Below are 23,035 nucleotides of genomic sequence, written 5' to 3' on the forward strand. Positions count from 1 at the left end.
GCGTTCCAAGTTCTAGGCTCTTACCGTGCCTTCACTCGAAGACCTATTGGTTGCCCATGGCAGGCCGCTCCACCAGGCGATTGTCTTGCTCCGAGAAGGCTGGCAGGAATTCGACGACTTGATCAGGGTCACCGCCGCGCCACGCCGGAGCATCGAGGAACTCCAGGCCGTGCTCGGCGACGACCTCGAACGCGACGGCAAGCTCTCGCGCATCAAGCCAGGCGCCGACTACACCGGCTACGGGCTGCCCGAGTTCACCGAGCCGGGTGGCGACGCGCTGGTCAAGCTGGAAAAGCTCATCAAGGACGTCCCACCGCCGCTCGCGGCGCTCGACCACGTCCAGGCGACCCCGGAAACCGTCCTGAAGCGCGCGCTGTGGCTGCGTTCGCGCTACGACCTCGGCAAGGCCCGGCTGCTCTGCCTGGGCGACCACGACCTGACATCGCTCGCCGTGCACCTGACGGATCCGGACGCGGATATCACCGTCGTCGACCTCGACGAGCGCGTCCTCGACTACATCGACACGGCCAGCGGCGGCCGCGTGCGCACCCTGCACGCGGATCTGCGCTTCGGCCTGCCGCCCGCGGTGAGCGGCGCGATGGACCTCGTCTTCAGCGACCCGCCGTACACCCCGGAGGGCATCGGCCTGTTCGCCGCACGCGGCGTCCAGGCGCTGCGCGAGCCCAGCGACGGCCGCCTGCTGCTGGCGTACGGCTACAGCCCGCGCCATCCCGCGCTCGGCGCGCAGGTGCAGCGTGAGCTGGCGATCCTCGGCCTGACGTTCGAGGCGATCCTCCCGGACTTCAACCGCTACTTCGGCGCACAGGCGATCGGCAGCGCGGCGGACCTCTACGTCTGCCAGCCGACCGCCAAGGCCAAGAAGGCACGCGCGGGCAAGGGAAAAGCGGCGATCTACACGCACGGGCCGCAGTCCGTCGAAGCCGGGACGACCAAGCCCGCGCTGCTGGACCGGCTGCTGGAGATCGCGGGCGAAACCGGGCTCTCGATCGAGTCACGCCGGGTCGATTGGTCGGTCTCCGGTCCCGAGGGCGACGCCGTCGCCATGGATCTCTCCGCCGACCCGGGCCCGTGGCTGCTGCGCACGCTGCTCGGGACGAACGCTCAGCGGCTCGCGCTGCTGCTCCCGAATTCGCACCCCGACCTGGGCGATGCGGCCTCTCAGGCCGCGCTGTCGTCTTTGGTCGCGGGGAAGTACACGCTGCGGCTGCTGCGCAGCACGCCTGACAACAAGCACGCGGTGGTCGTCGCGGACGCAGTGTCAGGCCAGAACGAGCTGCTCAGCCGCGCGCACGCGCGCCTCGCGAACGTGCCCCAGGACATCCCGGCCGAGCTGCACGCGTACCGGCTTATCGACCTGCCGCGCCACCGCATCGCGGCGCTACTGGCCACGTGAAAGGGCTCGTGCGCGTTGCGGGCGGTTAGAACCGCCCGCAACGCGCACGAGCCCTTGTCAGCAGGGTCTTAGCCGCAGACGCCGTCGGCCACGGCGGCCTTCGCCACGGCGTCGGCCACGGCGGGCGCGACGCGCGGGTCCAGCGCGCTGGGAACGATGCGGTCGGCCGCGAGGTCGTCCGAGGCCACGGCCACGATCGCGTCGGCGGCCGCCAGCTTCATGTTCTCGGTGATCGACCGCGCGCCCGCGTCCAGCGCGCCGCGGAAGACGCCGGGGAACGCCAGCACGTTGTTGATCTGGTTGGGGAAGTCGGAACGACCGGTCGCGACGATCGAGGCGTACCGCGCCGCCACCTCCGGGTGAACCTCCGGATCCGGGTTCGACAGCGCGAACACGATCGAGTCATCCGCCATCCCGGCGAGCAGCGACTCGTCGATCAGCGCGCCGGAAAGCCCGAGGAACACGTCCGCGCCTTCGAGCGCCTCGCGCAGGCCACCCTGCAGCCCGGCCTTGTTCGTCGTGAGCGCCAGCTGCTCCTTGATCGGGTTCAGCCCGGCGCGGCCCTGCGAGACGATGCCCTTGGAGTCCAGCACGGTCACGTCCCCGACACCGGCCGCCTGCAGGATCTTCGCGCACGCCACCCCGGCGGCGCCCGCGCCAGAGACCACCACGCGCTCGGCGGCGATGTCGCGCCCGAGCACCAGGTTCGCCCCGCGCAGCGCGGCCAGCGCCACGATCGCGGTGCCGTGCTGGTCGTCGTGCATGACCGGGCAGTCGAGCGCTTCCTTGAGCTTGTCCTCGATCTCGAAGCAGCGCGGCGCCGAGATGTCCTCGAGGTTCACCGCGCCGTACGACGGCCGGAGCCGGATGAGTGTCTCGACGATCTCGTCGACGTCCGTGGTGTCGAGCACCAGCGGGATCGAGTCGAGGCCGCCGAAGGTCTTGAACAGGACCGACTTGCCCTCCATGACCGGCAGCGAGGCGCTCGCGCCGATGTCACCGAGGCCCAGCACCGCGGTCCCGTCACTCACCACGACGACGAGCCGGTCCGCCCAGGTGTACTGCTTCGCCTTGGCGGCGTCCTGTGCGATCGCCCTGCTGACCTTGGCCACACCCGGGGTGTACGCGACGGAAAGGTCGCGCGCGTCCGAAATCGGGCGGGTGGCCGCGACCGAGAGCTTGCCGCCCTCGTGGCCACGGAAGATCTCCGCGTCGGTCACCGGGGCGGTGTCCTCGCGGATCTGGTCGTTCATCGTGATTCCTGTCATTGTCAAAACTTCTCCTGGGACTGCAGGCAGGGAAATGTGCGACGGTCTCCTGCACGGCAGCCCAGCGCGGTAGCGCCGGCCTGTCGGCTAGTGCGCCGGACCGGGCATCGGTGCCGGGGTGAGGCGATGCCCGCCGACGCGGCGGTAAGACCCATTGTGGCAGGCGCGAAACCGGATGTGACCCCGCGGTGCGGTTCATGTCACAGGAGTTAGGGGTGCAGGGGTTCTATAGCAAGACGTCTGTCCGGCTTATTTATCCCTCGATAGGGTAAGCGCCATGCAGGCGCGCGAATTGACCGTGCGGGACGCCTTCGAGTTCACCCCGCGAACCTTTCCCGACAACCGGGGCCTTTTCGTGGCCCCATTTCAGGAACCGGCGTTCCTCGAAGCGGTCGGCCATCCGCTTCGGCTGGCACAGACCAACCACAGCATTTCCCGGCGCGGCACCATCCGCGGAATCCACTTCTCCGATACCCCGCCCGGCCAGGCGAAGTACGTCTATTGCCCGCGGGGCGCGCTGCTCGACGTGGTCGTCGACCTCCGCGTCGGCTCGCCGACGTTCGGCCAGTGGGACGCGGTGCGGCTCGACACGGTCGATTTCCGCGCGGTGTACGTCGCGGAAGGCATCGGCCACGGCTTCGTCGCGCTGGAGGAGGACACCGCGATGAGCTACCTGTGCTCCGAGGGGTACCGGCCGGGCGCCGAGCACGGGATCACCCCATTGGACGAGACTCTCGGGCTTCCGTGGCCCTCGGACATCGAGCCGATCCTGTCCGAGAAGGACCGCACGGCTCCGACCCTCGCGCAGGCCCTGGACCAGGGCATCTTGCCGAACTACGAAGACTGCGTCACCCACTACAAGAGCCTGCGAGGTTAGGCGATCCGGTCCTCGGCGATCACCCGCTCGATGTTCCGTTCAGCGAGCGCGGTGATCGTCACGAACGGGTTCACCCCGGTGCTGCCGGGGATCAGCGAGCCGTCGGTGACGTAGAGGTTTTCATAGCCGCGCACGCGGCCGTACGCGTCGGTGGCCTTGCCCAGCACCAGTCCCCCGAGCGGGTGATAGGTGAACCGGTTTTCGAACGCGCGCGTGTCGCCGAACAGATCGTGCCGGTAGACCGTCAGATTCGCGCGGTTGATCCGGTCGAAAAGCGACTTCGCGACGTCGATCGAACGCTGCCCTTGCGCGCCCGACCAGTGCAGTTTCGCGGAGTCGGTCGCCGCGTCGTAGCTGAAATGGCCGCGTTCCGGGTTCTTCGTGATGGCCAAATACAGGCTCGCCCAGGTTTCGATCCCGGCGGGCACCGGCGCGATTTCCGCGAAGACCGGGTTTTCTGGATCGCTCCAGTTGTCGATCCCCAGTACTGGCATCGCCGACTGAAGCGATCCAGTCGGGTCCCAGAGGTGATTCGCCCTGCCGAGCATCACATTGCCATTCGTGCCCCAGCCGCGGCCGACTTCGTCGTTCAACCCGGGCAGCCTGCCGGTCTCCCGCGCGCGCACGAGCAATTCGGTCGAGCCGATACTGCCCGCGCCCAGGAACAGGTACCGGGTGCTGACGTGTTTCGTCCCGAGCACCGTGCCGAGTTCGTCGATCTCGCGCACCACCAGCGTGTAGAGGCCATCCGGCTGCCGGATGATCTCGCGCACCTCGTGCAGCGTCTGGATGGTGACGTTGCCGGTGCCGAGCGCGGCGGCGAGATACGTCTTGTCCAGCGTGCGCTTGCCGTGATTGTTGCCGTAGATGACCTCGGAGCCCAGCGCCGAGCGCGCGGCCGTGCCCTCTTCTTCCCGCTTGAGGTACTCGAAGTCGTAGACGCTCGGGATGAACGTGGTGCCCAGTCCCACCTTTGCCGCCGCTTTGCGCGAAACCCGCGCGTACGCGTAGGACTTGCAGGTCTCGAACCACTGGCGGTCGACGTGGTTGACGCCCAGCGCCGCGTTGGCGCGCGGGAAGTACTTGCCGTACATCTCGTCGGCGTCGACCGCGGGCAGGATCTCTTCGAAGTAGTCGCGGCGCGGTGTCACCGCCATCGCGCCGTTGACCAGCGAGCCGCCGCCGACCCCGCGTCCCAGGTAGACGGACATGTCTCCGAAGTGGACACGATCGAGCACGCCGGCGTAGCGCGGGATGTCGCGGTTCGCGATGTCGAGCCACAGGAACGAGGCGAGCGGCGCCTCGGTGCGCTCCTTGAACCACATCGACCGGCGGTCGGGCGCGAGCATGCCGCTGAAGACCTTGCCGTCGGCGGCGGGCTCGTTCCAGAGACGGCCCATCTCCAGCATCAGCGTGGACACGCCGGCTTCACCCAGCCGCAATGCGGTCGCCGCCGCGCCGTACCCGGTGCCGATCACCACGGCGGGCACGAAATCCGGCAGCGCCGCGCCCGCCCGCCTCGCCGAGATCGTGGTCAGCCCGAACGCGGCCGCCGTGCCGAGCGCGGCGGTGCCGAGGAACCGCCTGCGGGTCAGTGAGTTAACACCGTTTATCCGAGCCACCCGCAGACTGTATCCAGGGTCCCCCTTGGGGACCTTCCCTGATGTGGCGCACGTCACCGGCGGGCCAGGCTGTCGGCATGAAACTCGCCGCGCTCGCCGCCGCCACCCTGTCCGCGCTCGCGCTCGCCACCGGAACCGCCGCCGCCGACCCGTTGCCGACCTTCGACTTCTCCGATTGCCCGGCGCTGCCATCCGGGGCGAACCCGGCCGAGTGGCGCTGTGAAACCTTTATCTCCCAAGGAACTTTGTCTTTCGGGAAGGTGAACAGACTCTCGCTCGGAGAGATCCGGATGACCTTCGCCGAAGGCAAGCTCGACGGGAAGTTCGCCCAGGTCTTCAGCACACTCAAGCACGCGCCCGCACCCGTGCCCCAGCTGCCAGGGACCACGATCCAGCTGCACTACGGCGGCTACTCCGACTTCGAGTCCACTGAGGAACGCAAAGGCGAGCTGGACCTGTACGCGACGCTGCGCGGACCGCTCGTGCCGGGCGGCGCGACCGTGGGCAGCCTCGAGCACCCGATCCACTCGGTCGTCCAGCAGGTCGGGAAAACCGAAGTGCTGTCGGCGAATCCGCTCGTGGTGAAGTTCAGCGTCATCGACGAGACGATGGCGTTGCCCGCCGCACGCGGCCCGTTCCCGTGGCTGGCGAACCACGCGCTCGGCCTGCCGTCGAAGGCCGTGTTCGAGCAGACCAGCTACGTGGGATTCAAGCCTTACGCGTGACCCAGATGGTGATCGTGGCGGTGACGACGGGCTTGCCCGCGGTGTCGGTGATGGTGACGGGAACGGGAAGCTCGAAGCCCTCGTCACCGAAGTCCGGAATGGACGGAAGCTCAGCCACCGCGCGCAGGCTCGTCTCCGCCTTCGCCACGTAGTTGACGGTCATTCCCTTGGGCAGCCAGCGATGCGTCGGCGGCAGCGTGGCCTCGGCGAGCATGCCCATCGCGATCTCGGCCAGATTGCAGGCGGCGATCGCGTGATAAGTGCCGATGTGGTTGTAGACACCCCACCACTTGGGTGAAGTGACCTCACAGCGGCCTGGCTTGATCTCCTTGACCGAGGGCACGATCGTCCGGAAATAGGGCACTCGCAGGCACATCGCGGCCGAGAACAGCTGCTTGCCGCCCGGCTTGGCCGCGAGCTTGGTCCACAACGCGTAGGTCGAAGTCATCGCGCCTCCCTTGTTACTCACGAGTAGCTAAGCAGACGGGCGGCTATATTCGCAAACGTGGGTCATCGACTTTTCCTTCTCAGGCACGGCCAGACCGAGTGGTCGGCCACGGGCAGGCACACCGGCCGCACCGACATCCCGCTCACCCAGGCGGGCGAAGACCAGGCACGCGCCGTCCGGCTCACCGAAAAGCCGCCGCTCGTCTGGTCGAGCCCGCGCCGCCGCGCGCTGCGCACGGCCGAGCTCGCCGGTCTCACGGTGACCGAAACCACCGAGGACCTCGCCGAGTGGGACTACGGCGACTACGAGGGCGTCACCACCGACGAGATCCGCGAAACCGTCCCCGGCTGGACCGTGTGGACCCACCCGATCCCCGGCGGCGAGTCGGCCACCGACGTCGCCGCCCGCGCCGACGCGGTGATCGCCCGCTTCCGCGCCGCCGGCAGCGACGTGATCGCGGTCGGCCACGGCCACTTCAGCCGCGTCCTCGTGACACGCTGGATCGGGCTCCCCGCCGTGTCCGGCGTCCATTTCGCGGTGGACCCGGCCTCGATCACCATCCTCGGCGACGAGCGCGGCGTGCCCCAGATCGACCACCTCAACCTCCCGCCCAGCTAGGAGTTCTCTTTGCCCGACAACAGGATCCGCCGCATCCAAGAGTCCGATGTGGACGCGGTGGTACGGCTCTGCCACGAGCTCGCCGACTACGAGAAGGCCCCGCAGGACTGCCACCTCACGCCGGCCCAGCTCCACCAGGCCCTCTTCGCCGACGCACCCGCGCTCTTCGGCCACGTCGCCGAACTCGACGGCGAGGTCGTCGGCTGCGCGCTCTGGTTCCTCAACTTCTCGACCTGGCGCGGCGTCCACGGCATCTACCTCGAAGACCTCTACGTCAGCGAGTCCCACCGCGGCTCCGGCCTCGGCAAGGCCCTCCTCGCGGCGCTGGCCGAGGAATGCGTCGCCCGCGGCCTCGAGCGCCTCGAATGGTCGGTCCTCGACTGGAACCCCGCCACGGAGTTCTACAAAGCACTCGGCGCGACCCCGATGGACGAGTGGACCGTCTACCGCCTAGCCGACGCCCCTCTCCAAGCCCTAGCCCACCCCTGACCCACCCCGGGCCCCAAAGTCACTTCCGGGGCATCCCAAGCCCCGAAAGTGACTTTCGGGCCATGCCAAACCCCGAAAGCCACTTTCGTCAGGTCTCAAAGCCCGAAAGCCACTTTCGTCAGATGAGACCTGACGAAAGCCACTTTCGGGCTTCAGTCGTCGTCGCGGTCGCGGCGGGCGGCGCGGCCGGCGGCACCGTCGCGTTCGGCCGCCTCTTCCTCGGTCTCGCCCTCGCGCAGGCCGAGCACCCAGGCCCGCGAAGGCCGGCGGAACAGCAGCACCAGCACGGCCACGCCGAGCAGGCCGACCGGGACGCCGGGCGCGGGCTGGCCGGACGGGCCCGCGAGGTACCAGCCGACGCCGATCATGATCAGCGCGACGACCACCGACGGAGAGCGCGCCCAGGTCCGGCCGAGCAGCAGGCCGACGCCGCAGGCGACCGTGCCGGCGCCGAGCACCGCGTAGTAGCCGACCTCGGCCAGCAGGTTGTTTCCCACGCTCTCGCCGGACTTGACCAGCAGAAGCACCGCCAGCACGACCATCGCGAGGCCGGGCAGCGCGGTGATCACGCCCGCGATGCGGACCTCGCGCGGCGCCGGGGAGAACTTGTCCGTAAACGGCACGGGTGCGTCGCCTTCCCAACTGCTTACCTTGCGCACGGGGGCCTCACCTGGGCGGGTGACCGTGCGTGAGCGCAACTGATCGTAAGCCACCCGGTCGGCCGTTTTCGCGCGGCTGTTCGCGAGTCAGTATTCAGGGTGTCGTCTGATGAGCGGGCGGTCGGCCCGGGTGCACTTGTCACGACAGCGGATGTCACCGACAGATGGAGGACTGCCCGCCACAGGGTCGTTATCGCGCATCCAGTGTGACTTGAGGACTTCGTCACCATGGGCGTCGGACAGTCCCCCGCTCGTGGCCGCGTCACTTACTCTCGGGTAGTGCGCGCAGTCCTCATCGTCAATCCCCAGGCCACCTCGACCACCGCCGGTGGCCGTGACGTGCTTGCCCATGCGCTCGCGAGCCAGGTCAAGCTCGAGGTCGTGGAGACGGCTTATCGCGGCCACGGGATGGCGGTGGCCAGGTCCGCGGCTCGTGACGGCCTCGATCTGGTGGTGGCCCACGGTGGCGACGGCACGGTCAACGAGGTCGTCAACGGCCTGCTCGCCGACGCGGACGGCGACCCCGCCGAGATAGGCCACCTGCCGATGCTCGGCGTCGTGCCGGGCGGTTCGGCCAACGTGTTCGCCCGCGCGCTCGGTATCTCCCCCGACCCCGTCGAAGCCACCCACCAGCTGCTGCGCGCCATCGAGGACGACACCAGCCGCCAGGTCGGGCTCGGGCTGGCCGACGGGCACTGGTTCACCTTCAACGCGGGCATGGGCTGGGACGCCGACGTCGTCGCCCGCGTCGCGAAGAAGCGCGGCAAGCAGACCACCTCGGGGCTGTACATGCGCGCCGCCATCGCCTCCCACTTCCGGCCGCCGCTGGGCAGGCCGAAGCTGACCGTGCGCGTACCAGGTGAAGACCCGCAAGAGGTGGTCACCGCGTTCGTGTCGAACACCGATCCGTGGAGTTACCTCGGTGAGCGTCCGGTGCACCTGAACAAGGAGTGCTCGTTCGACGGCGGGCTCGGCCTGTTCGCGTTGAACGGTCTCGGTGTGCCCACCGTGTTCAAGGCCTTACGGCGTGCGCTCAGCGCCAAGGGGAACCAGAAAGGCAAGCGCGTCGTGCGTCACGATGACCTGCCGATCATCCGCATAGACGCAGCTGAACCGGTAAACTTCCAAGTAGACGGGGACCTGGTGGGCCAGCGGACCCGGGTGGAGTTCATCAGCGTGCCGAACGCCGTGACAGTCAGGGTCTGACGGTCACTCGGGACGGCCGGTCGCTGATCGTCTGCGGCAAAGTGTTACAGCCGCTCGTCGACACAAAAGCTCCGTTCACCGCATCGGCCTTCCCCTCTGAACGCAGTTTCAGGACGAAACCGCAGGTCAGAGAGGTAACTCGGCCGGGTGAGCTGACTCACCGATCTCCAGAAAACCCTTGTCGAAAGCGGTGTCTCGTGAAAGCATTCACAAGCACCCCAAAAAACGACCGCCATGACGATCTATGGCGCGGCCTCTCCCGCGCTGTTGTTAGGAGCTCAGAAACATGGACTGGCGCCACGACGCGGCCTGCCGAGACGAGGACCCCGAGCTGTTCTTCCCCGTGGGGACCAGTGGGCCCGCTCTGTCGCAGGTAGCTCAGGCGAAGACCGTGTGCCACCGCTGCACCGTCGCCTCCGACTGTCTCTCCTGGGCATTGGCCAGTGGACAGGACGCCGGCGTGTGGGGCGGGATGAGCGAAGACGAGCGACGCGCTCTCAAGCGCCGCCGTACGCACATCGGCACCCGTAGCATCGCCTGACTCGCACTCGCACCACCCAAGCCGAAGTTGGTCAATTCGGTGGAGTGACCTTGCGCTCACCCCACCTGAGCTGATACCTACCCGGCTTGAGCTTAACAAGAGGCTCACAACCGCCTGATAGCGGCCCAGTGAAGCCACCCGGGACTTGCCAAAGTCCTCCCGCGGAACCGTTCTCTAGGCCCGGCACCTCTTCTCTTCGGTGCCGGGCCTTAAACGTGCGATAAAGCGGGCTTTACTCCGTGAGCGCGCCAGCGCGATCCGGAGTAAAGCCCGCTTTATCCCGGTCTGGACCCCAAACCCCGCTCGACCAGCCTAAACGCGGCGCGACAGCGGGATCCGCAGCGCCGCCTCGGTACCCCCGGAACGCGGGCCGCGCAGCGACAGCGAGCCCCGCAGCTCCGACTCGACCAGCGTCCGGACGATCTGCAGACCTAGGCCGTCGCTTCGTTCGAGTGAAAAACCCGAGGGAAGCCCGCGGCCGTTGTCGCGGATGATCACGTCGAGCCAGCGCGCCGAGCGTTCGACGACCAAGTCGACCTTGCCGGGCCGCCCGTCCGGGAACGCGTGGCCGATCGCGTTCTGCACCAGCTCGGCCAGCACCATCACCAGCGGCGTCGCGATCTCGGCGACGACCACGCCGAACGAGCCCGTACGTGACAGACTCACCCGCGATTCGGCGGTCGCCACCTCGCCGACCATCGGCAGCACGTTGTCGAGCAGCGAATCGAGGTCGACCCGCTCGTCGACGGAGATCGACAGCGCCTCGTGCACCATCGCGATCGACGTCACCCGGCGCACCGACTCCGCCAGCGCGAGCCGCGCCTCCTCGCTGGACGTCCGGCGCGACTGCAGGCGCAGCAGCGCCGCCACCGTCTGCAAGTTGTTCTTCACCCGGTGGTGGATTTCGCGGATCGTGGCGTCCTTGGACAGCAACGCGCGGTCACGGCGCTTGACTTCGGTGACGTCACGCACGAGCACCAGCGCGCCCGCGGGCTGGCCGGACGGACGCAGTGGCAGCGCGCGGAACAGGACCACGGCGCCGCGCCGCGAGTCGGCCTCCGTGCGACTGCTCGGCTTGCCGTCGAGTGCCTCGATGATGCGGTGGGACACCTCGGTCGCGTCGAACGGGTCGCGGATCAGCGAGCGCGTCAGCGGCGCCAGCCGCGTGCCCACGAGGTCGCTCTCGTGCCCCATCCGGTGATACGCCGACAGCCCGTTCGGGCTGGCGAACACGACCGTGCCCGCCGCGTCGAGCCTGATCAGGCCGTCGCCGACGCGCGGGCTGGTGTGCGTGTCCGTCTGGTTGTCGCGGCTCGGGAACGTCCCGTCGACGATCATCTGGCACAGGTCACCGGCGCTGCCCAGGTACGCGATCTCGAGCGGCGACGGCACCCGTGGCTGCGCGAGGTTCGTCTCGCGGCTGAGCACGGCGATCACCTTGCCGCCGAACGTCACCGGCACGGCTTCGCGGCGCATCGGCAGGTCGCGGTACCAGTGCGGGTCCTCTTCGCGGCAGATCCGGCCCTCGCGCATGGCCTTGGCCAGCTGCGGGTGTTCCTCGACGGTGAACCGGGTGCCGACGACGTCCTCGGGATGCGCGGTCGGCGCGGTCGTCGGGCGCGCGTGCGAGACGCACACGAAGTCGCCGCCCCCGGCGTGCAGCTCCTCGGTGACGGACACCCAGAGCAGGAAGTCCGCGAACGAGAGGTCCGCGAGCAGCTGCCACTCGGCGACCACCGTCTGCAGGTGGTCGGCGGCCTCGCCGGACAGTCGCGTGTTCTCCGCCAGCAGCTCGGCCAGTGTGGACATACGGTTATTCGACCTCGATCTTGGCTAGAACGGCACCTTCTTGGACGTGGTCGCCCGCGCCGACGCTCAGTTCGACCACCGTGCCCGCGTACTCGGTGAGCACCGGGATCTCCATCTTCATCGACTCGAGGATCACCACCATCGCGCCCTCGGCGAGCACGTCACCCGGCTTCGCCACGACCTTGATCACGGTGCCGACCATCTCGGCGGGGATGTCCCTGAGCATCACCCGATCCAACCACCCGAAAGGCACCTGTCACACTGGTGGGGTTGACCAGAGCACCAAGGAGTGAGCATGTCGAAGCGTGCCCGCAAGCGTCGCGACCGTAAGAAGAACGGCGCGAACCACGGCAAGAAGCCCAACGCCTGAGTCCCGGCGTTGCGAAAAGGCCCCCACACCATCGCTGGTGAGGGGGCCTTTTCAAGTTCCGGCGGTTACTCGCGTTCGATGCTGATCTCGGTGCGCTCGATGGTCAGCCCGCCGCGCGATTCGACCGTCTTGCGGATCGACGCCCTGAGCCGCTCCTTGAGGTCCTCCGGCGCGTGCTCGCCGCCGCACTTGCGGTGCAGCAACTGCTTGAGCTGCTCGTCGATGCCGTACTCCTCGAGGCAGGGCGGGCACCGGTCGAGGTGCTTGCGCAGCTCCGCCTCGTGAGCGGCGGAGCACTCCTTGTCGAGCAGCAGGTAGATCTCCGCGAGCGCCTCGTCGCAGTTGACCTTGTCCTCAGGGTCGTTGGAGCCGCAGACGTCGGTCATCGCCCGGCCACCTCCTCGTGCTTGCCCGAACGGATGAAACCACGTTCGCGGGCCACGTCGGCGAGCAGCTCGCGCAGCTGCGCCCGACCGCGGTGGAGGCGGGACATCACGGTCCCGATGGGGGTGTCCATGATCTCGGCGATTTCCTTGTAGGCGAAGCCCTCGACGTCGGCGAGGTACACGGCGAGCCGGAACTCCTCCGGCAGCTTCTGCAGCGCGGCCTTGACATCGGCGTCCGGCAGGTTGTCCATGGCCTCGACCTCGGCCGAGCGGAGCCCGCTCGACGTGTGGCTCTCGGCCTTGGCGATCTGCCAGTCGGTGATCTCCTCGGTCGGCTGCTGGATCGGCTGCCGCTGACGTTTGCGGTAGCCGTTGATGTAGGTGTTCGTGAGGATGCGGTACATCCACGCCTTGAGGTTGGTGCCCTCCTTGAAGGACGCGAAAGCCGCGTACGCCTTCAAGTAGGTTTCCTGGACCAGGTCCTCGGCGTCGGCCGGGTTGCGGGTCATCCGCATGGCCGCCGAATAGAGCTGGTCGAGCAGCGGCATCGCGTCCCTTTCGAAACGCTCGGCGCGCTGCTTGTCCCCCGAATCGGGCACCGCGGGGTCCTGCGTGCTCGGCAAAACTTTCCCTTCCCAAGGCGCGTCGATGCGCGGACGCGCATGCGACTGCGTCGAGGATACGCGGTACGACTTCACGCGGCTTGGCTTAGCGAGGGTTGTCTGCACGGTCGGTTCAACATCCGTGCCCTCCGAGGCATTCCCGGCCGAAAGTAAGCTTCCGCACATGGCTGGCAAGGGCACCCCCGCGACCGCGTTGCTGACGAAGCAGAAGGTCGCACACACCCTGCACGCGTACGACCACGATCCCCGCCACGAGTCGTACGGCACGGAGGCGGCCGAGGTGCTCGGCATCGACGCGGCGAGGGTCTACAAGACACTGGTCGCCGAGGTCGACGGCAAGCTCACCGTGGGTGTCGTCCCGGTCACCGGTCAGCTCGACCTGAAGGCGCTCGCGGCGGCCGCCGGCGGCAAGAAGGCCAAAATGGCCGATCCGGCCGCGGCCCAGCGCGCGACCGGCTACGTGCTCGGCGGCATCTCGCCGCTCGGGCACCGCAGCAGGCTGGCCGTGGTGATCGACGCGTCCGCCGAGGCGCACGCCACTGTGTACTGCTCGGCGGGGCGCCGCGGCCTGGAGGTCGAACTCGCGCCCGCCGATCTCGTGCGGCTGACCAACGCCGTCGTCGCGCCCATCGCCGGGTGACTCACTCCCCGGGGTGAGCCGATCGGTCCTCCAGCGGGAGGATCGCGCGCTTCGCGTGCGGAATTCTCTTTTCCATGAAGCAAGTACCACGCTGGGCCACCTGGTGCGCGCACGCCACGTTGCTGACGACACTGCCTTCGGGGCTTTGGCGGATCGCCATGGGCCTGCAGATCCCGGTGGGGTTCACCGAAAAAGGACTCGCCGAGTTCGCGATTCCCGGCTGGGGAACGGCTTATGTGTTCGGGCTGAGCGTTTTCGCCGAAACACTCGCTTTCCTGACACTCGGACTGGTGCGGCCATGGGGCGAGGTCTGGCCGCGCTGGATCCCTTTCCTTGGGGGTAAAGGGATCCATCCGGTCACCGCGATCGTGCCTGCGGCCTCGGGCGCGATCGCGGTGACCGTGCTCACGACCTGGTCGGCGTTCCGCTGGGACCAGGCGGGGGTGACGATGGCCGAGGGCAGCTTCGAGTCCGGTGGCGGCTACGACGTGGTGATGGCGTGCTGTTACGCGCCTTTGCTGCTCTGGGGACCGCTGCTTGCCGTCGTGACGGCCCAGTACGCCTGGCGCAGGCTAGGCCAGCGGTCGCAGGACGCGCTCCAGCCACTCGGCGGCGGCGCGTGAGACGCCTTCGAGGTCGGCCTTGAGGTTGTGGTCGCCCGCGAGCACGACGAGCTCGTGGTGCGGCCGCGGCTTTGGCCTGCCGAACGGGTCGTTTTCGCCTTGCACCACCAGCACCGGCACCTCGACGCCGTCGAGCTCGTCCTGGCGGCTCTTCTCCGGCTTGCCGGGCGGGTGCTCGGGGAACGCGAGGCACAGCACGGCCACCGCCTGCCCCTCCGTAGCCGTCCGGCACGCCACGCGCGCGCCGGAGGAGCGGCCGCCGAACACCAGCGGCAGCCCGTCGAAGCGGGTGGTGATCTCGTCGACGACGGTCAGCCAGGACTCGTCCAGCTGCCGGGCCGGCGCGGGGGCGCGGCGCCCGGCGACGCGGTACGGCTGTTCCACCAGCACCACGTGGACGCCGACGGTCTGCGCCGCCCTGGTCACCGCCACCAGGTCCGGCGCCGACGGGCCACCGCCCGCGCCGTGGCCGAGCATCAGCACCGCGATGCCCTCCTCGGCGCAGTGCAGCTCGGCCCGCGCGGGGCCGAACGAGGTCTCGATCTCGATGCGGGTCATTTCGGCTGCTCGAACAGCGCGCCCTGGTCGAGCGGCTGCGGATTTTCGACCCGCTCGATGAGTTCCGGGCCGTTGTTGCGGACGCTGTTCACCCGGTTGGAGACGGGCCGCAGCTCCAGCGTGTCGACGAACGACAGCGGGGTCGGGCTGAGCAGCTCGGCGACGTCCGCGCGGTCCGGGTCGAGCCACGCGCCCCAGTTCTCGGCGGGCATCAGCAGCGGCATCCGGTGGTGCACGTCGGTGAGCTGCCCGACCGAGTCCGTGGTCAGCACCGAGAAGGTGATGAGCGGCGGGTCGTCGGTGCCCGGCTTGCGCCAGCTCTCCCAGATCCCGGCGAACGCGAGCGACGCGTCACCGGGCCCGGTCATGTAGAAGGCTTCCTTCTCCTTGCCGTCGCGCTTCCACTCGTACCAGCCGTCGGCGGGCACCAGGCAGCGCCTGCTCGACAGCGCTTTGCGGAACGCGGGCTTCTCGGTGGCCGTCTCGGCGCGGGTGTTGATCATCTTGTTGCCGACGGCCGGGTCCTTGGCCCAGAACGGCACCAGTCCCCAGCGCATCAACCGCAGCTGGCGCACGGCGGGCTCGTCTTCGAGCACCTGGCCGTCGGCGTCGCGTGGGTGGCGTTGCACCACCGTGGGGACGGTTTTTGTGGGCGCGACGTTGTAATCAGCGGACGGCCCTTCGCCGCCCGTCAGGTCCGCTGCCTCGAATTCCGCGGTCAATGTCGCCGGGTCCTTCGAGGCCGCATAGCGGCCACACATCGCCTGAACCTCCTCGTCGCACCGCCCTCTGGTGCGTCATCGTTACACGGTTCGCGCGGCGATGGCGAGCGCCGTGGGATCATCTGGGGAGGTGAACGCGGAAAGGGCGTGCTTGGTTTGGGTGGCAGTGACTGGCGCAGGCTGGACGAGAGCGACGTCCGGGTGCGTCCCGGGAAGAGCACCCGTCCGCGCAGCAAGCGCCGCCCGGAGCACGCCGACGCCTCCACCGCGCTGGTGGTCACCAAGGACCGCGGCCGCTGGACCTGCGCGCTCGACGGTGACCCCGATCGGGTGGTCACCGCGATGCGCGCGCGGGAGCTCGGGCGTACCCCGATCGTGGTCGGCGACTCGGTGGGCATCGTCGGCGACGTCAGCGGCAAGCCGGACACGCTGGCCAGGATCATCCGGGTGGACGAGCGCACGAGCGTGCTGCGGCGCACGGCCGACGACACCGACCCGTTCGAGCGGGTGGTCGTCGCGAACGCCGAGCAGCTGCTGATCGTCACCGCGCTCGCCGATCCACCGCCGCGCCCCGGTTTCATCGACCGCTGCCTGGTCGCCTGTTACGCGGGCGGGCTGGAACCGGTGCTGTGCCTGACCAAGTCCGACCTGGCCAGCCCCGACGAGCTGCTCGCCGGTTACGCGGGCCTGGACCTCCAGGTGATAGTCAGCAGGCACGACAGGCACCCTGAAGACCTCGACGAGCGTTTGAAGGACAAGGTGACGGCGCTGGTGGGGCATTCCGGCGTCGGTAAGTCCACTTTGGTCAATCGGCTGGTGCCGGACGCCTCGCTGCCCATCGGGGTGGTCAGCGCGGTCGGGAAGGGTAAACACACTTCTGTGACGGCGGTCGCGCTACCACTGCCCGGGGGCGGGTGGGTGATCGACACGCCGGGCGTACGATCTTTCGGGTTGGCGCATGTCACCGGTGACGACATCGTCAACGCGTTCGAAGAGTTCGCGGCGGCGGCTGAGGAATGCCCGTCCGGCTGCGGACACCTGGGGTCGCCCGAAGACCCGGATTGTGCTCTCGACGACGTGGTCGGCGAGAATCCGGCACGAGCGGACAGGCTGGCGTCGTTGCGACGGCTGCTGGCTTCTCGGGCTGGGATGGAAACTTGACGATGAGGGGTTTGTGAATGCGTAAGGCAGCATTGGTGGCTGGGGGCGCCGCCCTCGTTCTGGCGCTGACCGCCTGTGGCGGAAAGACCGACGGCAACGGGTCCGCGGCTCCCGCGCCCGGCGGAGAGCAGAAGGACGCCATCAGCGCCCTGTTCAGCGACCCGATCCAGCTCGCCGACGCGGCGAAGGCCGGTACCGAGAAGTCGAAGTCGGCGAAGTTCACCATGGAGACCGCTGTCGGCGGGATGACCATGAAGGGCAGCGGCCAGGCCTCGTACGAAAACGGCGACCCGAAGATGTCCATGACCATGGACATGATGGGCGCGCAGGTCGAAATGCGTGTCGTCGACAAGATCATCTACATGAAGCTGCCGGAAAGCCTGCGCGCCAAGCAGGGCATCACCACGGAGTGGACCAAGGTCTCGGTCGCCGATGCCGCCAAGACCAAGGCGTTCGGCGGGACCGACCCCAACGAGCTGCTGAAGCAGAACGACCCGTCGAAGTTCATCGAGCAGCTCAAGACCGCGGGCACGATCAAGAAGTCAGAGAAGACCACGCTCGACGGCCAGCCCGCCAACCACTACTCGGTGGACCTCGACTTCGCGAAGATGAAGGACCTCATGCCTTCCGGCATCCCGGCCGAGGCGACGGAGCAGCTCAACGGCAAGAACTTCATCCTCCCGATGGAGCTGTTCGTCAACTCCGACAACCTGCCCATCAAGATCGAGATGGACATGGGCCCGATGATGAAGGAGCTCCTGGCAGGCTCTCCGCAGGCCCAGCAGATGGGCGAGATGAAGATGATCGCGAAGTACACCGACTGGGGCGCCCCGGTCGACGTGCAGGCGCCTCCCGCTGACAAGGTCAGCGAAATGCCGAAGAAGTAGTTTCGCTCTTTCTGATGGCACCCCTCGGATTTCCCCGAGGGGCGCCATCGTGTTTTCCGGGGGTCGTGCGACGCTGTGGTGATGCGCAGAACGGCCTTGCTGGCGATGGCTTTCCTGCTGGTGGCGTGTGACAGCGAGCCGGAGCGGCCCGCGCTGTTCGGCGACGCGGCGCAGCTGACGCAGGCGGTCTCGGCTGCTCTCACGCAGGGTAAGACGGCCAAGTTCGACACCGACCTCGCGATCGGCGGCGTACGGACGACCGGGCGCGGGCAGTTGCGGTTCGACGCCGCGGGCACCGCGCTCGCGATGTCGATGGACCTGTCCGGCGAGCCGCTGGAACTGCGCCTGGTCGACAAGCTGTTGTACGTCAAGGTGCCGGGCGCCGACGCGGCCAAGCCGTGGGCGAAGCTGAGCGCGGACGGCCAGGACCCGTTCTCGCAGGCGATGGGCGCGAGCCTGGACCAGGTGGCCAAGCAGAGCGACCCGGCCCGCACGGTCTCGCAGCTGCGCCGCGCGGGCACGCTGGTGCGCGGCGAGCACGGCGACGGCGTCGACCACTACTGGTTCGACGTCGACCTCGCCCGGCTGGGCCCGGACCTGCCTGCCGGGCTCTCGCCGGAGGCGGTCAAGGAGATCCAGGGCAAGGCCGACCGGTTCCCGGTGGAGCTGTGGGTGGACGCGCAGCGGCGGCCGGTCGAGGTGTCGATGGACCTGTCGGCGCTGCTGAAGGCCGCCGGCGCGCCGGACGGCTCCCCAGCGAAGATCACCGCAAAGTACAGCGAGTGGGGTGCCCAGGCGGACGTGCAAGCTCCGCCCGCGGACCAGATCCGCCCCTTGCCAGGCTCGTGAGTGCTGCGGGCACGTGACAAGGGCCGCCCTTGCAACGCTCTGGGTGACAAGGGCCGCCCGTGTCACCCAGGCCGCGGCCTCCCGGGCCAAACCTTTGGGCGAGGGGTTCCCCCGCTGCGCCCAACGCAGCGGGGCAGCCCCTCACCCAAGCGCGAGTGGTAACGCTGCTCCGTTAGATGCAGCGGAGGTACCACTCGCGCACCCGCCCGAGCCTGGTCGCCCACATCGACCCACCTTTGGCTCCTCACTAATCGCCCGCAACGCTCACGAGCGATGTCACGTTCGGGCGGGCTGTCTCGTCTAGGTGGGGACGAAAGGGGACGCGTGATGAAGGTGCTGGTCATCGGGGCGACCGGAATGCTCGGCAGGCCCGCGGTCCACCGGCTGCTGGCCGACGGGCACGAAGTGAGCGGGTTCGCCCGCGCGGGCAGGGAGAGCGCGGTCCGCGCGACGGGCGCGTCGCCGGTCACCGGGGACCTGTTCGATGTCGAGTCGCTGGCTTCGGCACTGCGCGGGCACGAGGCCGTGCTCAACCTGGCGACCCGGATTCCTCAGGCCTCGGCGGCGGTTCGCCGCTCTGGCTGGGTCGAGAACGACCGACTCCGGCTCGACGGAACCCGGACGCTGGCCGCCGCTGTGTCCCTTGTGGACTCGGTGAAAACCGTTGTCCAGGAAGGCATTTCGTTCGTCTACGCGGACGGCGGTGACACTCCGCTCGACGAAGACGCCCCGCTGGAGCCAGTGGGTGTCACCGCCTCGTCACCGCGGGGGCACGAGAACATCGCCGCACTGGAGTCGACCGGCCGGACGGCGATCCGCCTGCGCATCGGCGTGCTCGTCGGTGACGACGCGATGACCAAGACCCAGCTCGCCGCGGCCCGCTATGGCTCGCTGCTGATCATCGGGCGCCGGGACGACTGGACCTGCGCGATCCACCCGTCCGACGCGGCGGCGGCCGCGGTCGCCGCGCTGCGCGCGCCCAGCGGGGTCTACAACGTGGGCGCCGCGCCGGTGCGCAAGCAGGTGCTGGGTGAGGCGATGGCGGCGGCCGCGGGCGTCCGGAAACCGCATGCGCTGCCCCGCTGGCTCGCCGAGCGGATCCCGATGATGGCGGTGCTGGCGCGTTCACACCGCGTCGTCTCGGACCGCCTGATGGACGCCACGGGCTGGAAACCCGAGCTCCCCACCCCCGGCCCCGCCTGGTTCGAACCCGCGCACCCGTAAGCAACCATCCCCCGCCACTCCCTGGGGGGCCGCCCCACGTCCAGCTTACCGGGCACCCCGGCCGGCCACGGCGGGAAAGGCGGGTTGTCCACAGGGAGCAGAGATTGTGGACAACCCGGGAAAGCCCAGGTCAGGGCCTAGAAAATCAGAGCAGTTCCAGCAGGAAGGGCAGCTCCTGTGCGGCGTACCAAGCAAGCTCGTGGTCCTCGGCCTCGCCCAGGATGAACTCGGCGTCGGGGTCGCCGAGGTCGGCGGCGTCGATCGCGCGGGCCGCGTCGAGTACCGCGGGCTCGGCCTCGGAGGCGTCGACGTGGATTGCCGCGATCTGGGCCAGCGAAACGGGGCCGTTCAGGCGGACGACCGCGTAGTCGAGGTCGGGGCGCAGGGTGGCGTCGTCGACGTCGGCGGAGATGACCACGCGGCGCGGCGGGAGGTCCTCGGGCTTCTCGGTGGCGCTGATCAGGCGCAGCGAGGCGCGGGCGGCGTCGAGCAGCGCCGCGTATTCGAGCTCCTCGTCGGAGCCGCTCGCGTAGGACTCGCGTAGCGCGGGCGTCAGCGCGAAGCCGGTGCCGCTGCGCGCGCGGAACTCGCCGGAGGTGTTCAGGTCGCGGAGCATGTCGATCGTCGCGGGCAGGTAGACCCTCACCAGTGCGCTCCTTTTAACTCTTCCAAGGATTCCTCGATCATCCCGGCGAGAATGTCCACATCGGACACTGCCTTGCGGTCGCCGTTCAGTCCGAAGTAGACACCGCCGTGGTACGACGTGACGCCGATGGCGAGTGCCTGGTTGCGGACGAGCGGCATGACCGGGAACATCTCGACCATTCTCGCCTGCCCCGCGTACAGCGGCACCTGCGGGCCCGGCGAGTTGGTGATCATCAGGTTGAAGATGCGGCTCGAGAACGTCCCGGCGGCCCGCGCGCCGAGCGAATGCAGGGTCGCGGGCGCGAAGCCGCCGACGGTCAGCAGCGCCCGCGCGGCGACCGAGCGGCCCGAGTTCAGGTGATCGGCCATCGCGTGGCCGATGTGCTGCAGCCGCAGCACCGGATTGGGCTCGCCGACCGGCAGGTCGACCAAATAGGCCGCCACCTGGTTGCCGACGAGGCCGGGCGTCGAGTACTCGGCGGTCTCCGCGTCCCGCACGGCGAGCGGCACCAGGGCGCGGATGGTGGTCGACGAGGTCAGCGCTGACCCGCGGGAGAGCAGCCACTCGCGCAGCGCGCCGGTGATGCACGCGAGCACGACATCGTTGACCGTGCCGCCCTGTTCGGCGCGGATCTTGCGGAAGTCCTCCAGCCGCGTCCGCACCACGGCGAACATCCGCCCGCCGGAAACACGCACGTTCAGCGGCCCGGCGGGCGCGGGGCGCACCACCGTCCGCACGGCCGACGCGACCCCGCCCAGCGCCTCCACGACCTTCTCGGCGGTCGCGGCGGCGTCGTTGGCGGCGGAGCGGACGTTCTCGACCAGCTCACCCGGCCGCTGCACGGTCTCGCTGATCGCGTCGAGCACCAGCTGCGTGCGGTTCGGCTGGCGGCGCGGGGTCCAGGTGTCGTCGAGCGGCTCGGGGTCCTGCGGGGTGGCGTCGAGGATCAGCTGCCCGAGCTCGATCGTGCCGACCCCGTCGACCACCGACTGGTGCGTCTTGGTCACCAGCGCGACCTTGTCGCCCGCCAGCCCCTCGACGAAATATGCCTCCCACAACGGCCGCTCAGGGTCGAGGCGCCGCGACATCAGCCGCGCGACCAGGTCGAACAGCTGCTCGTCCGTGCCTGGCTCGGGCAGCGCGGAGCGCCGCACGTGGTAGTTGAGGTCGAAGTCGACGTCGTCGACCCAGACCGGCCTCGCCAGATGCCCCGGCACCTCCAGCACGCGCTGCCGGTAGCGCGGCAGGTACGCCAGCCGCTGGCCGATCAGCGTGAGCAGCTGTTCGTAGTCGAAGCCGCTGCTCGGCCGTTCGAAAACCGCGACCCCGCCGACGTGCATGGGGGTCGCGTGGTCCTCCACGTACAGGAAGGAGGCGTCCAGCGCGGAAAGGCGGTCGGGCATGACGTGATCCTGACACAGTGCGACACTGCGCGGCGTGGGTGTTGAGCATGAGATATCGCCGAAAGACCGGTTCTTGACCGTGTATGGCAGAAAGCCGGTTCTCGAGGCGCTCGGCGACGCGTCGCTCGTGGTGGACAAGGTGATCCTCGCCGACACCGCGCGCGGCCAGGCGGCCGCCGAGATCCTGCAGGCCGCCAAGGCCGCGGGCGTCGCGGTCCAGCGCGCGAGCGCGCACCGCGTGAAGGTGCTCGCCGGCAACGGCAAGCAGGACCAGGGCGTGCTCGCGGACGTCGTCGCGCCCCGCATGTCGACGCTGGCCGCCGCGCTCGCCGGCAAGCGCCCGCCGTCACGCGTGCTGCTGCTCGACGGCATCACCACCCCGGCCAACGTCGGCATGATCCTGCGGACGGCCACCGCGGCGGGCCTCGACGGCGTCATCGTGCCGAGGCGCGGGGTCGCCGCGCTGGACCCGATGGTCGTCAAGGCTTCGGCGGGCGTCGCGTTCCGAGCGCCGGTGCTGCGCTGCGGAACCGCGCGGGAAGCCGCCGAGATGCTGGTCGAGGCGGGCTATGGGCTGTTCGCGCTGGGCGCGTCGGCGCGAAGCTCGGTGTTCGACATCGAGCTGCCACAGCGTGCCGCGTTCGTGCTCGGCGCCGAAACAGCCGGTGTCGGCGACGAGGTCGGCGAGCTGGTCACCGAGTGGGTGTCCATCCCCATGCCCGGCGACGTCGAGTCGCTCAACGTCTCCGCGGCGGCCGCGGTGCTTTCGTTCGAGCTGGTCAGGCGGGGAACAGCGCGCTGAGCTCGGTGAGCGTGCCCGCCACCGACGTGTGGTGCACGCCTGCCATGCCCGCGGCGACGGCGCCGTGCACGTTGCGCGCGGAGTCGTCGACGAAGACGCACTGCTCGGCGGGCAGGCTGAGCAGACCGGCCGTGAGCAGGTAGACCTCGCGCGACGGCTTCGCGACGCCCACCTCACCGGAGAACACGAGCGCGTCGAAGAACGGGTCCAGCGAGCGCTTGGCCGACGGCGACGCGCCCGGCGCGTTGGACAGCAGCGCGGTGCGGATTCCCCGTTCCCGCAACGCTTTCAGCTCCACGTAGAGCTCCTCCGCGTCCGGATCGGTGAGCACACCCGCGTAATCGACGACCAAACCGCGCATGACCCCACCCTAGTTGGCCACACGTTCGGGTGAGGTGTGCATGGATTCCGGGGCTCGCCCGCACTAACAGGGTGGAGGCGGCCGGCCGGGCCGCCGAAGAGGGG

28 protein-coding genes are annotated in these 23,035 nt (G+C 69.0%); 15 read left to right on the forward strand and 13 right to left on the reverse strand.

Annotated elements, in window-relative coordinates:
• Positions 1–25 precede the first annotated feature (25 nt).
• Positions 26–1,414 carry a bis-aminopropyl spermidine synthase family protein gene (locus BLV57_RS16965; RefSeq protein ID WP_091289703.1) on the forward strand — a complete coding sequence of 463 codons (1,389 nt, stop codon included), beginning with the start codon at positions 26–28 and terminating at the stop codon, positions 1,412–1,414.
• Positions 1,415–1,482: 68 nt separating this feature from the next.
• On the opposite strand, the gene BLV57_RS16970 is transcribed toward BLV57_RS16965, so the two are convergent.
• On the reverse strand, positions 1,483–2,682 hold the full coding sequence (locus BLV57_RS16970; protein ID WP_245757355.1) for an NAD(P)-dependent malic enzyme: 1,200 nt from the start codon (positions 2,680–2,682) through the stop codon (positions 1,483–1,485).
• Between the two features lie 277 nt (positions 2,683–2,959).
• Between BLV57_RS16970 and BLV57_RS16975 the strand changes: the two genes are divergently transcribed.
• Positions 2,960–3,559: a dTDP-4-dehydrorhamnose 3,5-epimerase family protein gene (locus tag BLV57_RS16975; RefSeq protein WP_091289705.1), complete on the forward strand. Its 600-nt coding sequence runs from the start codon at positions 2,960–2,962 to the stop codon at positions 3,557–3,559.
• Here the strand turns inward: BLV57_RS16975 and BLV57_RS16980 are convergent.
• Positions 3,556–5,181 (reverse strand): GMC oxidoreductase, encoded by a 1,626-nt coding sequence (locus tag BLV57_RS16980; RefSeq protein WP_245757356.1) that lies wholly within the window; start codon positions 5,179–5,181, stop codon positions 3,556–3,558. The two genes, BLV57_RS16975 and BLV57_RS16980, sit on opposite strands and share 4 nt — an antisense overlap.
• Positions 5,182–5,258: 77 nt before the next feature.
• On the opposite strand from BLV57_RS16980, the gene BLV57_RS16985 reads away from it, so the two are divergent.
• Positions 5,259–5,906 (forward strand): hypothetical protein, encoded by a 648-nt coding sequence (locus BLV57_RS16985; protein WP_091290438.1) that lies wholly within the window; start codon positions 5,259–5,261, stop codon positions 5,904–5,906.
• Here BLV57_RS16985 and BLV57_RS16990 read toward each other — a convergent pair.
• On the reverse strand, positions 5,890–6,354 hold the full coding sequence (locus BLV57_RS16990; RefSeq protein ID WP_091289706.1) for a hotdog fold domain-containing protein: 465 nt from the start codon (positions 6,352–6,354) through the stop codon (positions 5,890–5,892). The two genes, BLV57_RS16985 and BLV57_RS16990, sit on opposite strands and share 17 nt — an antisense overlap.
• A gap of 57 nt (positions 6,355–6,411) precedes the next feature.
• Here BLV57_RS16990 and BLV57_RS16995 point away from each other — a divergent pair, with 57 nt between their 5' ends.
• Complete coding sequence (locus BLV57_RS16995; protein WP_091289707.1) at positions 6,412–6,972, forward strand: acid phosphatase; 561 nt, start codon at positions 6,412–6,414, stop codon at positions 6,970–6,972.
• Between the two features lie 9 nt (positions 6,973–6,981).
• The gene (locus tag BLV57_RS17000) at positions 6,982–7,461 is read left to right on the forward strand and encodes a GNAT family N-acetyltransferase (RefSeq protein WP_091289708.1); all 480 of its coding nucleotides are present in this window, start codon (positions 6,982–6,984) and stop codon (positions 7,459–7,461) included.
• A gap of 152 nt (positions 7,462–7,613) precedes the next feature.
• On the opposite strand, the gene BLV57_RS17005 is transcribed toward BLV57_RS17000, so the two are convergent.
• On the reverse strand, positions 7,614–8,084 hold the full coding sequence (locus tag BLV57_RS17005) for a hypothetical protein (protein ID WP_091289710.1): 471 nt from the start codon (positions 8,082–8,084) through the stop codon (positions 7,614–7,616).
• 315 nt (positions 8,085–8,399) lie between these two features.
• Here BLV57_RS17005 and BLV57_RS17010 point away from each other — a divergent pair, with 315 nt between their 5' ends.
• Both BLV57_RS17010 and BLV57_RS17015 read left to right on the forward strand, forming a co-directional pair.
• A complete protein-coding gene (locus BLV57_RS17010) occupies positions 8,400–9,326 on the forward strand; it encodes a diacylglycerol/lipid kinase family protein (protein ID WP_091289712.1) in 927 nt (308 codons plus the stop codon).
• Between the two features lie 286 nt (positions 9,327–9,612).
• The gene (locus BLV57_RS17015; protein ID WP_091289714.1) at positions 9,613–9,867 is read left to right on the forward strand and encodes a WhiB family transcriptional regulator; all 255 of its coding nucleotides are present in this window, start codon (positions 9,613–9,615) and stop codon (positions 9,865–9,867) included.
• A gap of 312 nt (positions 9,868–10,179) precedes the next feature.
• Here the strand turns inward: BLV57_RS17015 and BLV57_RS17020 are convergent, their stop codons facing one another.
• Positions 10,180–11,676: a sensor histidine kinase gene (locus tag BLV57_RS17020; protein ID WP_091289715.1), complete on the reverse strand. Its 1,497-nt coding sequence runs from the start codon at positions 11,674–11,676 to the stop codon at positions 10,180–10,182.
• Positions 11,677–11,680: 4 nt separating this feature from the next.
• Complete coding sequence (locus tag BLV57_RS17025) at positions 11,681–11,902, reverse strand: biotin/lipoyl-binding carrier protein (protein WP_091289717.1); 222 nt, start codon at positions 11,900–11,902, stop codon at positions 11,681–11,683.
• Positions 11,903–11,971: 69 nt separating this feature from the next.
• On the opposite strand from BLV57_RS17025, the gene BLV57_RS44395 reads away from it, so the two are divergent.
• A complete protein-coding gene (locus tag BLV57_RS44395; RefSeq protein ID WP_098515123.1) occupies positions 11,972–12,046 on the forward strand; it encodes a 50S ribosomal protein bL37 in 75 nt (24 codons plus the stop codon).
• Positions 12,047–12,111: 65 nt separating this feature from the next.
• Here the strand turns inward: BLV57_RS44395 and rsrA are convergent, their stop codons facing one another.
• Positions 12,112–12,432 carry a mycothiol system anti-sigma-R factor gene (rsrA, locus tag BLV57_RS17030; protein WP_091289719.1) on the reverse strand — a complete coding sequence of 107 codons (321 nt, stop codon included), beginning with the start codon at positions 12,430–12,432 and terminating at the stop codon, positions 12,112–12,114.
• On the reverse strand, positions 12,429–13,055 hold the full coding sequence (locus BLV57_RS17035; protein WP_091289720.1) for a sigma-70 family RNA polymerase sigma factor: 627 nt from the start codon (positions 13,053–13,055) through the stop codon (positions 12,429–12,431). Before BLV57_RS17035 ends, rsrA begins: the two co-directional genes overlap by 4 nt.
• Before the next feature lie 163 nt (positions 13,056–13,218).
• Here BLV57_RS17035 and ybaK point away from each other — a divergent pair, with 163 nt between their 5' ends.
• The gene (gene ybaK / locus BLV57_RS17040) at positions 13,219–13,695 is read left to right on the forward strand and encodes a Cys-tRNA(Pro) deacylase (RefSeq protein WP_091289722.1); all 477 of its coding nucleotides are present in this window, start codon (positions 13,219–13,221) and stop codon (positions 13,693–13,695) included.
• Between the two features lie 74 nt (positions 13,696–13,769).
• Positions 13,770–14,318, forward strand: coding sequence for a hypothetical protein (locus BLV57_RS17045; RefSeq protein WP_245757357.1), 549 nt, complete (start codon positions 13,770–13,772; stop codon positions 14,316–14,318).
• On the opposite strand, the gene BLV57_RS17050 is transcribed toward BLV57_RS17045, so the two are convergent.
• Positions 14,268–14,876 (reverse strand): alpha/beta hydrolase family protein, encoded by a 609-nt coding sequence (locus BLV57_RS17050; protein ID WP_091289725.1) that lies wholly within the window; start codon positions 14,874–14,876, stop codon positions 14,268–14,270. The genes BLV57_RS17045 and BLV57_RS17050 overlap by 51 nt on opposite strands.
• A complete protein-coding gene (locus BLV57_RS17055) occupies positions 14,873–15,637 on the reverse strand; it encodes an SOS response-associated peptidase (protein WP_091289726.1) in 765 nt (254 codons plus the stop codon). Before BLV57_RS17055 ends, BLV57_RS17050 begins: the two co-directional genes overlap by 4 nt.
• 117 nt (positions 15,638–15,754) lie before the next feature.
• On the opposite strand from BLV57_RS17055, the gene rsgA reads away from it, so the two are divergent.
• The 4 genes from rsgA to BLV57_RS17075 all read left to right on the forward strand — a co-directional run bounded on the left by rsgA (position 15,755) and on the right by BLV57_RS17075 (position 19,719).
• The gene (gene rsgA / locus BLV57_RS17060) at positions 15,755–16,759 is read left to right on the forward strand and encodes a ribosome small subunit-dependent GTPase A (RefSeq protein ID WP_091289728.1); all 1,005 of its coding nucleotides are present in this window, start codon (positions 15,755–15,757) and stop codon (positions 16,757–16,759) included.
• A 17-nt stretch (positions 16,760–16,776) separates the two neighbouring features.
• Positions 16,777–17,646: an SCO4651 family lipoprotein gene (locus BLV57_RS17065; RefSeq protein ID WP_143047077.1), complete on the forward strand. Its 870-nt coding sequence runs from the start codon at positions 16,777–16,779 to the stop codon at positions 17,644–17,646.
• Positions 17,647–17,727: 81 nt separating this feature from the next.
• The gene (locus BLV57_RS17070; RefSeq protein ID WP_091290439.1) at positions 17,728–18,495 is read left to right on the forward strand and encodes an SCO4651 family lipoprotein; all 768 of its coding nucleotides are present in this window, start codon (positions 17,728–17,730) and stop codon (positions 18,493–18,495) included.
• A 327-nt stretch (positions 18,496–18,822) separates the two neighbouring features.
• Positions 18,823–19,719 carry an NAD-dependent epimerase/dehydratase family protein gene (locus BLV57_RS17075; protein ID WP_091289731.1) on the forward strand — a complete coding sequence of 299 codons (897 nt, stop codon included), beginning with the start codon at positions 18,823–18,825 and terminating at the stop codon, positions 19,717–19,719.
• A gap of 145 nt (positions 19,720–19,864) precedes the next feature.
• Here BLV57_RS17075 and BLV57_RS17080 read toward each other — a convergent pair whose 3' ends face one another.
• The gene (locus BLV57_RS17080) at positions 19,865–20,365 is read right to left on the reverse strand and encodes a DUF6912 family protein (RefSeq protein WP_091289733.1); all 501 of its coding nucleotides are present in this window, start codon (positions 20,363–20,365) and stop codon (positions 19,865–19,867) included.
• The gene (locus BLV57_RS17085) at positions 20,362–21,768 is read right to left on the reverse strand and encodes a WS/DGAT/MGAT family O-acyltransferase (RefSeq protein WP_091289735.1); all 1,407 of its coding nucleotides are present in this window, start codon (positions 21,766–21,768) and stop codon (positions 20,362–20,364) included. The genes BLV57_RS17080 and BLV57_RS17085 overlap by 4 nt, the downstream gene beginning before the upstream one ends.
• A gap of 34 nt (positions 21,769–21,802) precedes the next feature.
• Between BLV57_RS17085 and BLV57_RS17090 the strand changes: the two genes are divergently transcribed.
• A complete protein-coding gene (locus tag BLV57_RS17090) occupies positions 21,803–22,570 on the forward strand; it encodes a TrmH family RNA methyltransferase (RefSeq protein WP_091289737.1) in 768 nt (255 codons plus the stop codon).
• Here the strand turns inward: BLV57_RS17090 and BLV57_RS17095 are convergent.
• Positions 22,548–22,931 carry an HAD-IA family hydrolase gene (locus BLV57_RS17095; protein ID WP_091289739.1) on the reverse strand — a complete coding sequence of 128 codons (384 nt, stop codon included), beginning with the start codon at positions 22,929–22,931 and terminating at the stop codon, positions 22,548–22,550. The genes BLV57_RS17090 and BLV57_RS17095 overlap by 23 nt on opposite strands.
• Positions 22,932–23,035: the final 104 nt, after the last annotated feature.

It is taken from the genome of Amycolatopsis xylanica (genome assembly GCF_900107045.1).
Taxonomy (GTDB): Bacteria; Actinomycetota; Actinomycetes; order Mycobacteriales; family Pseudonocardiaceae; genus Amycolatopsis; species Amycolatopsis xylanica.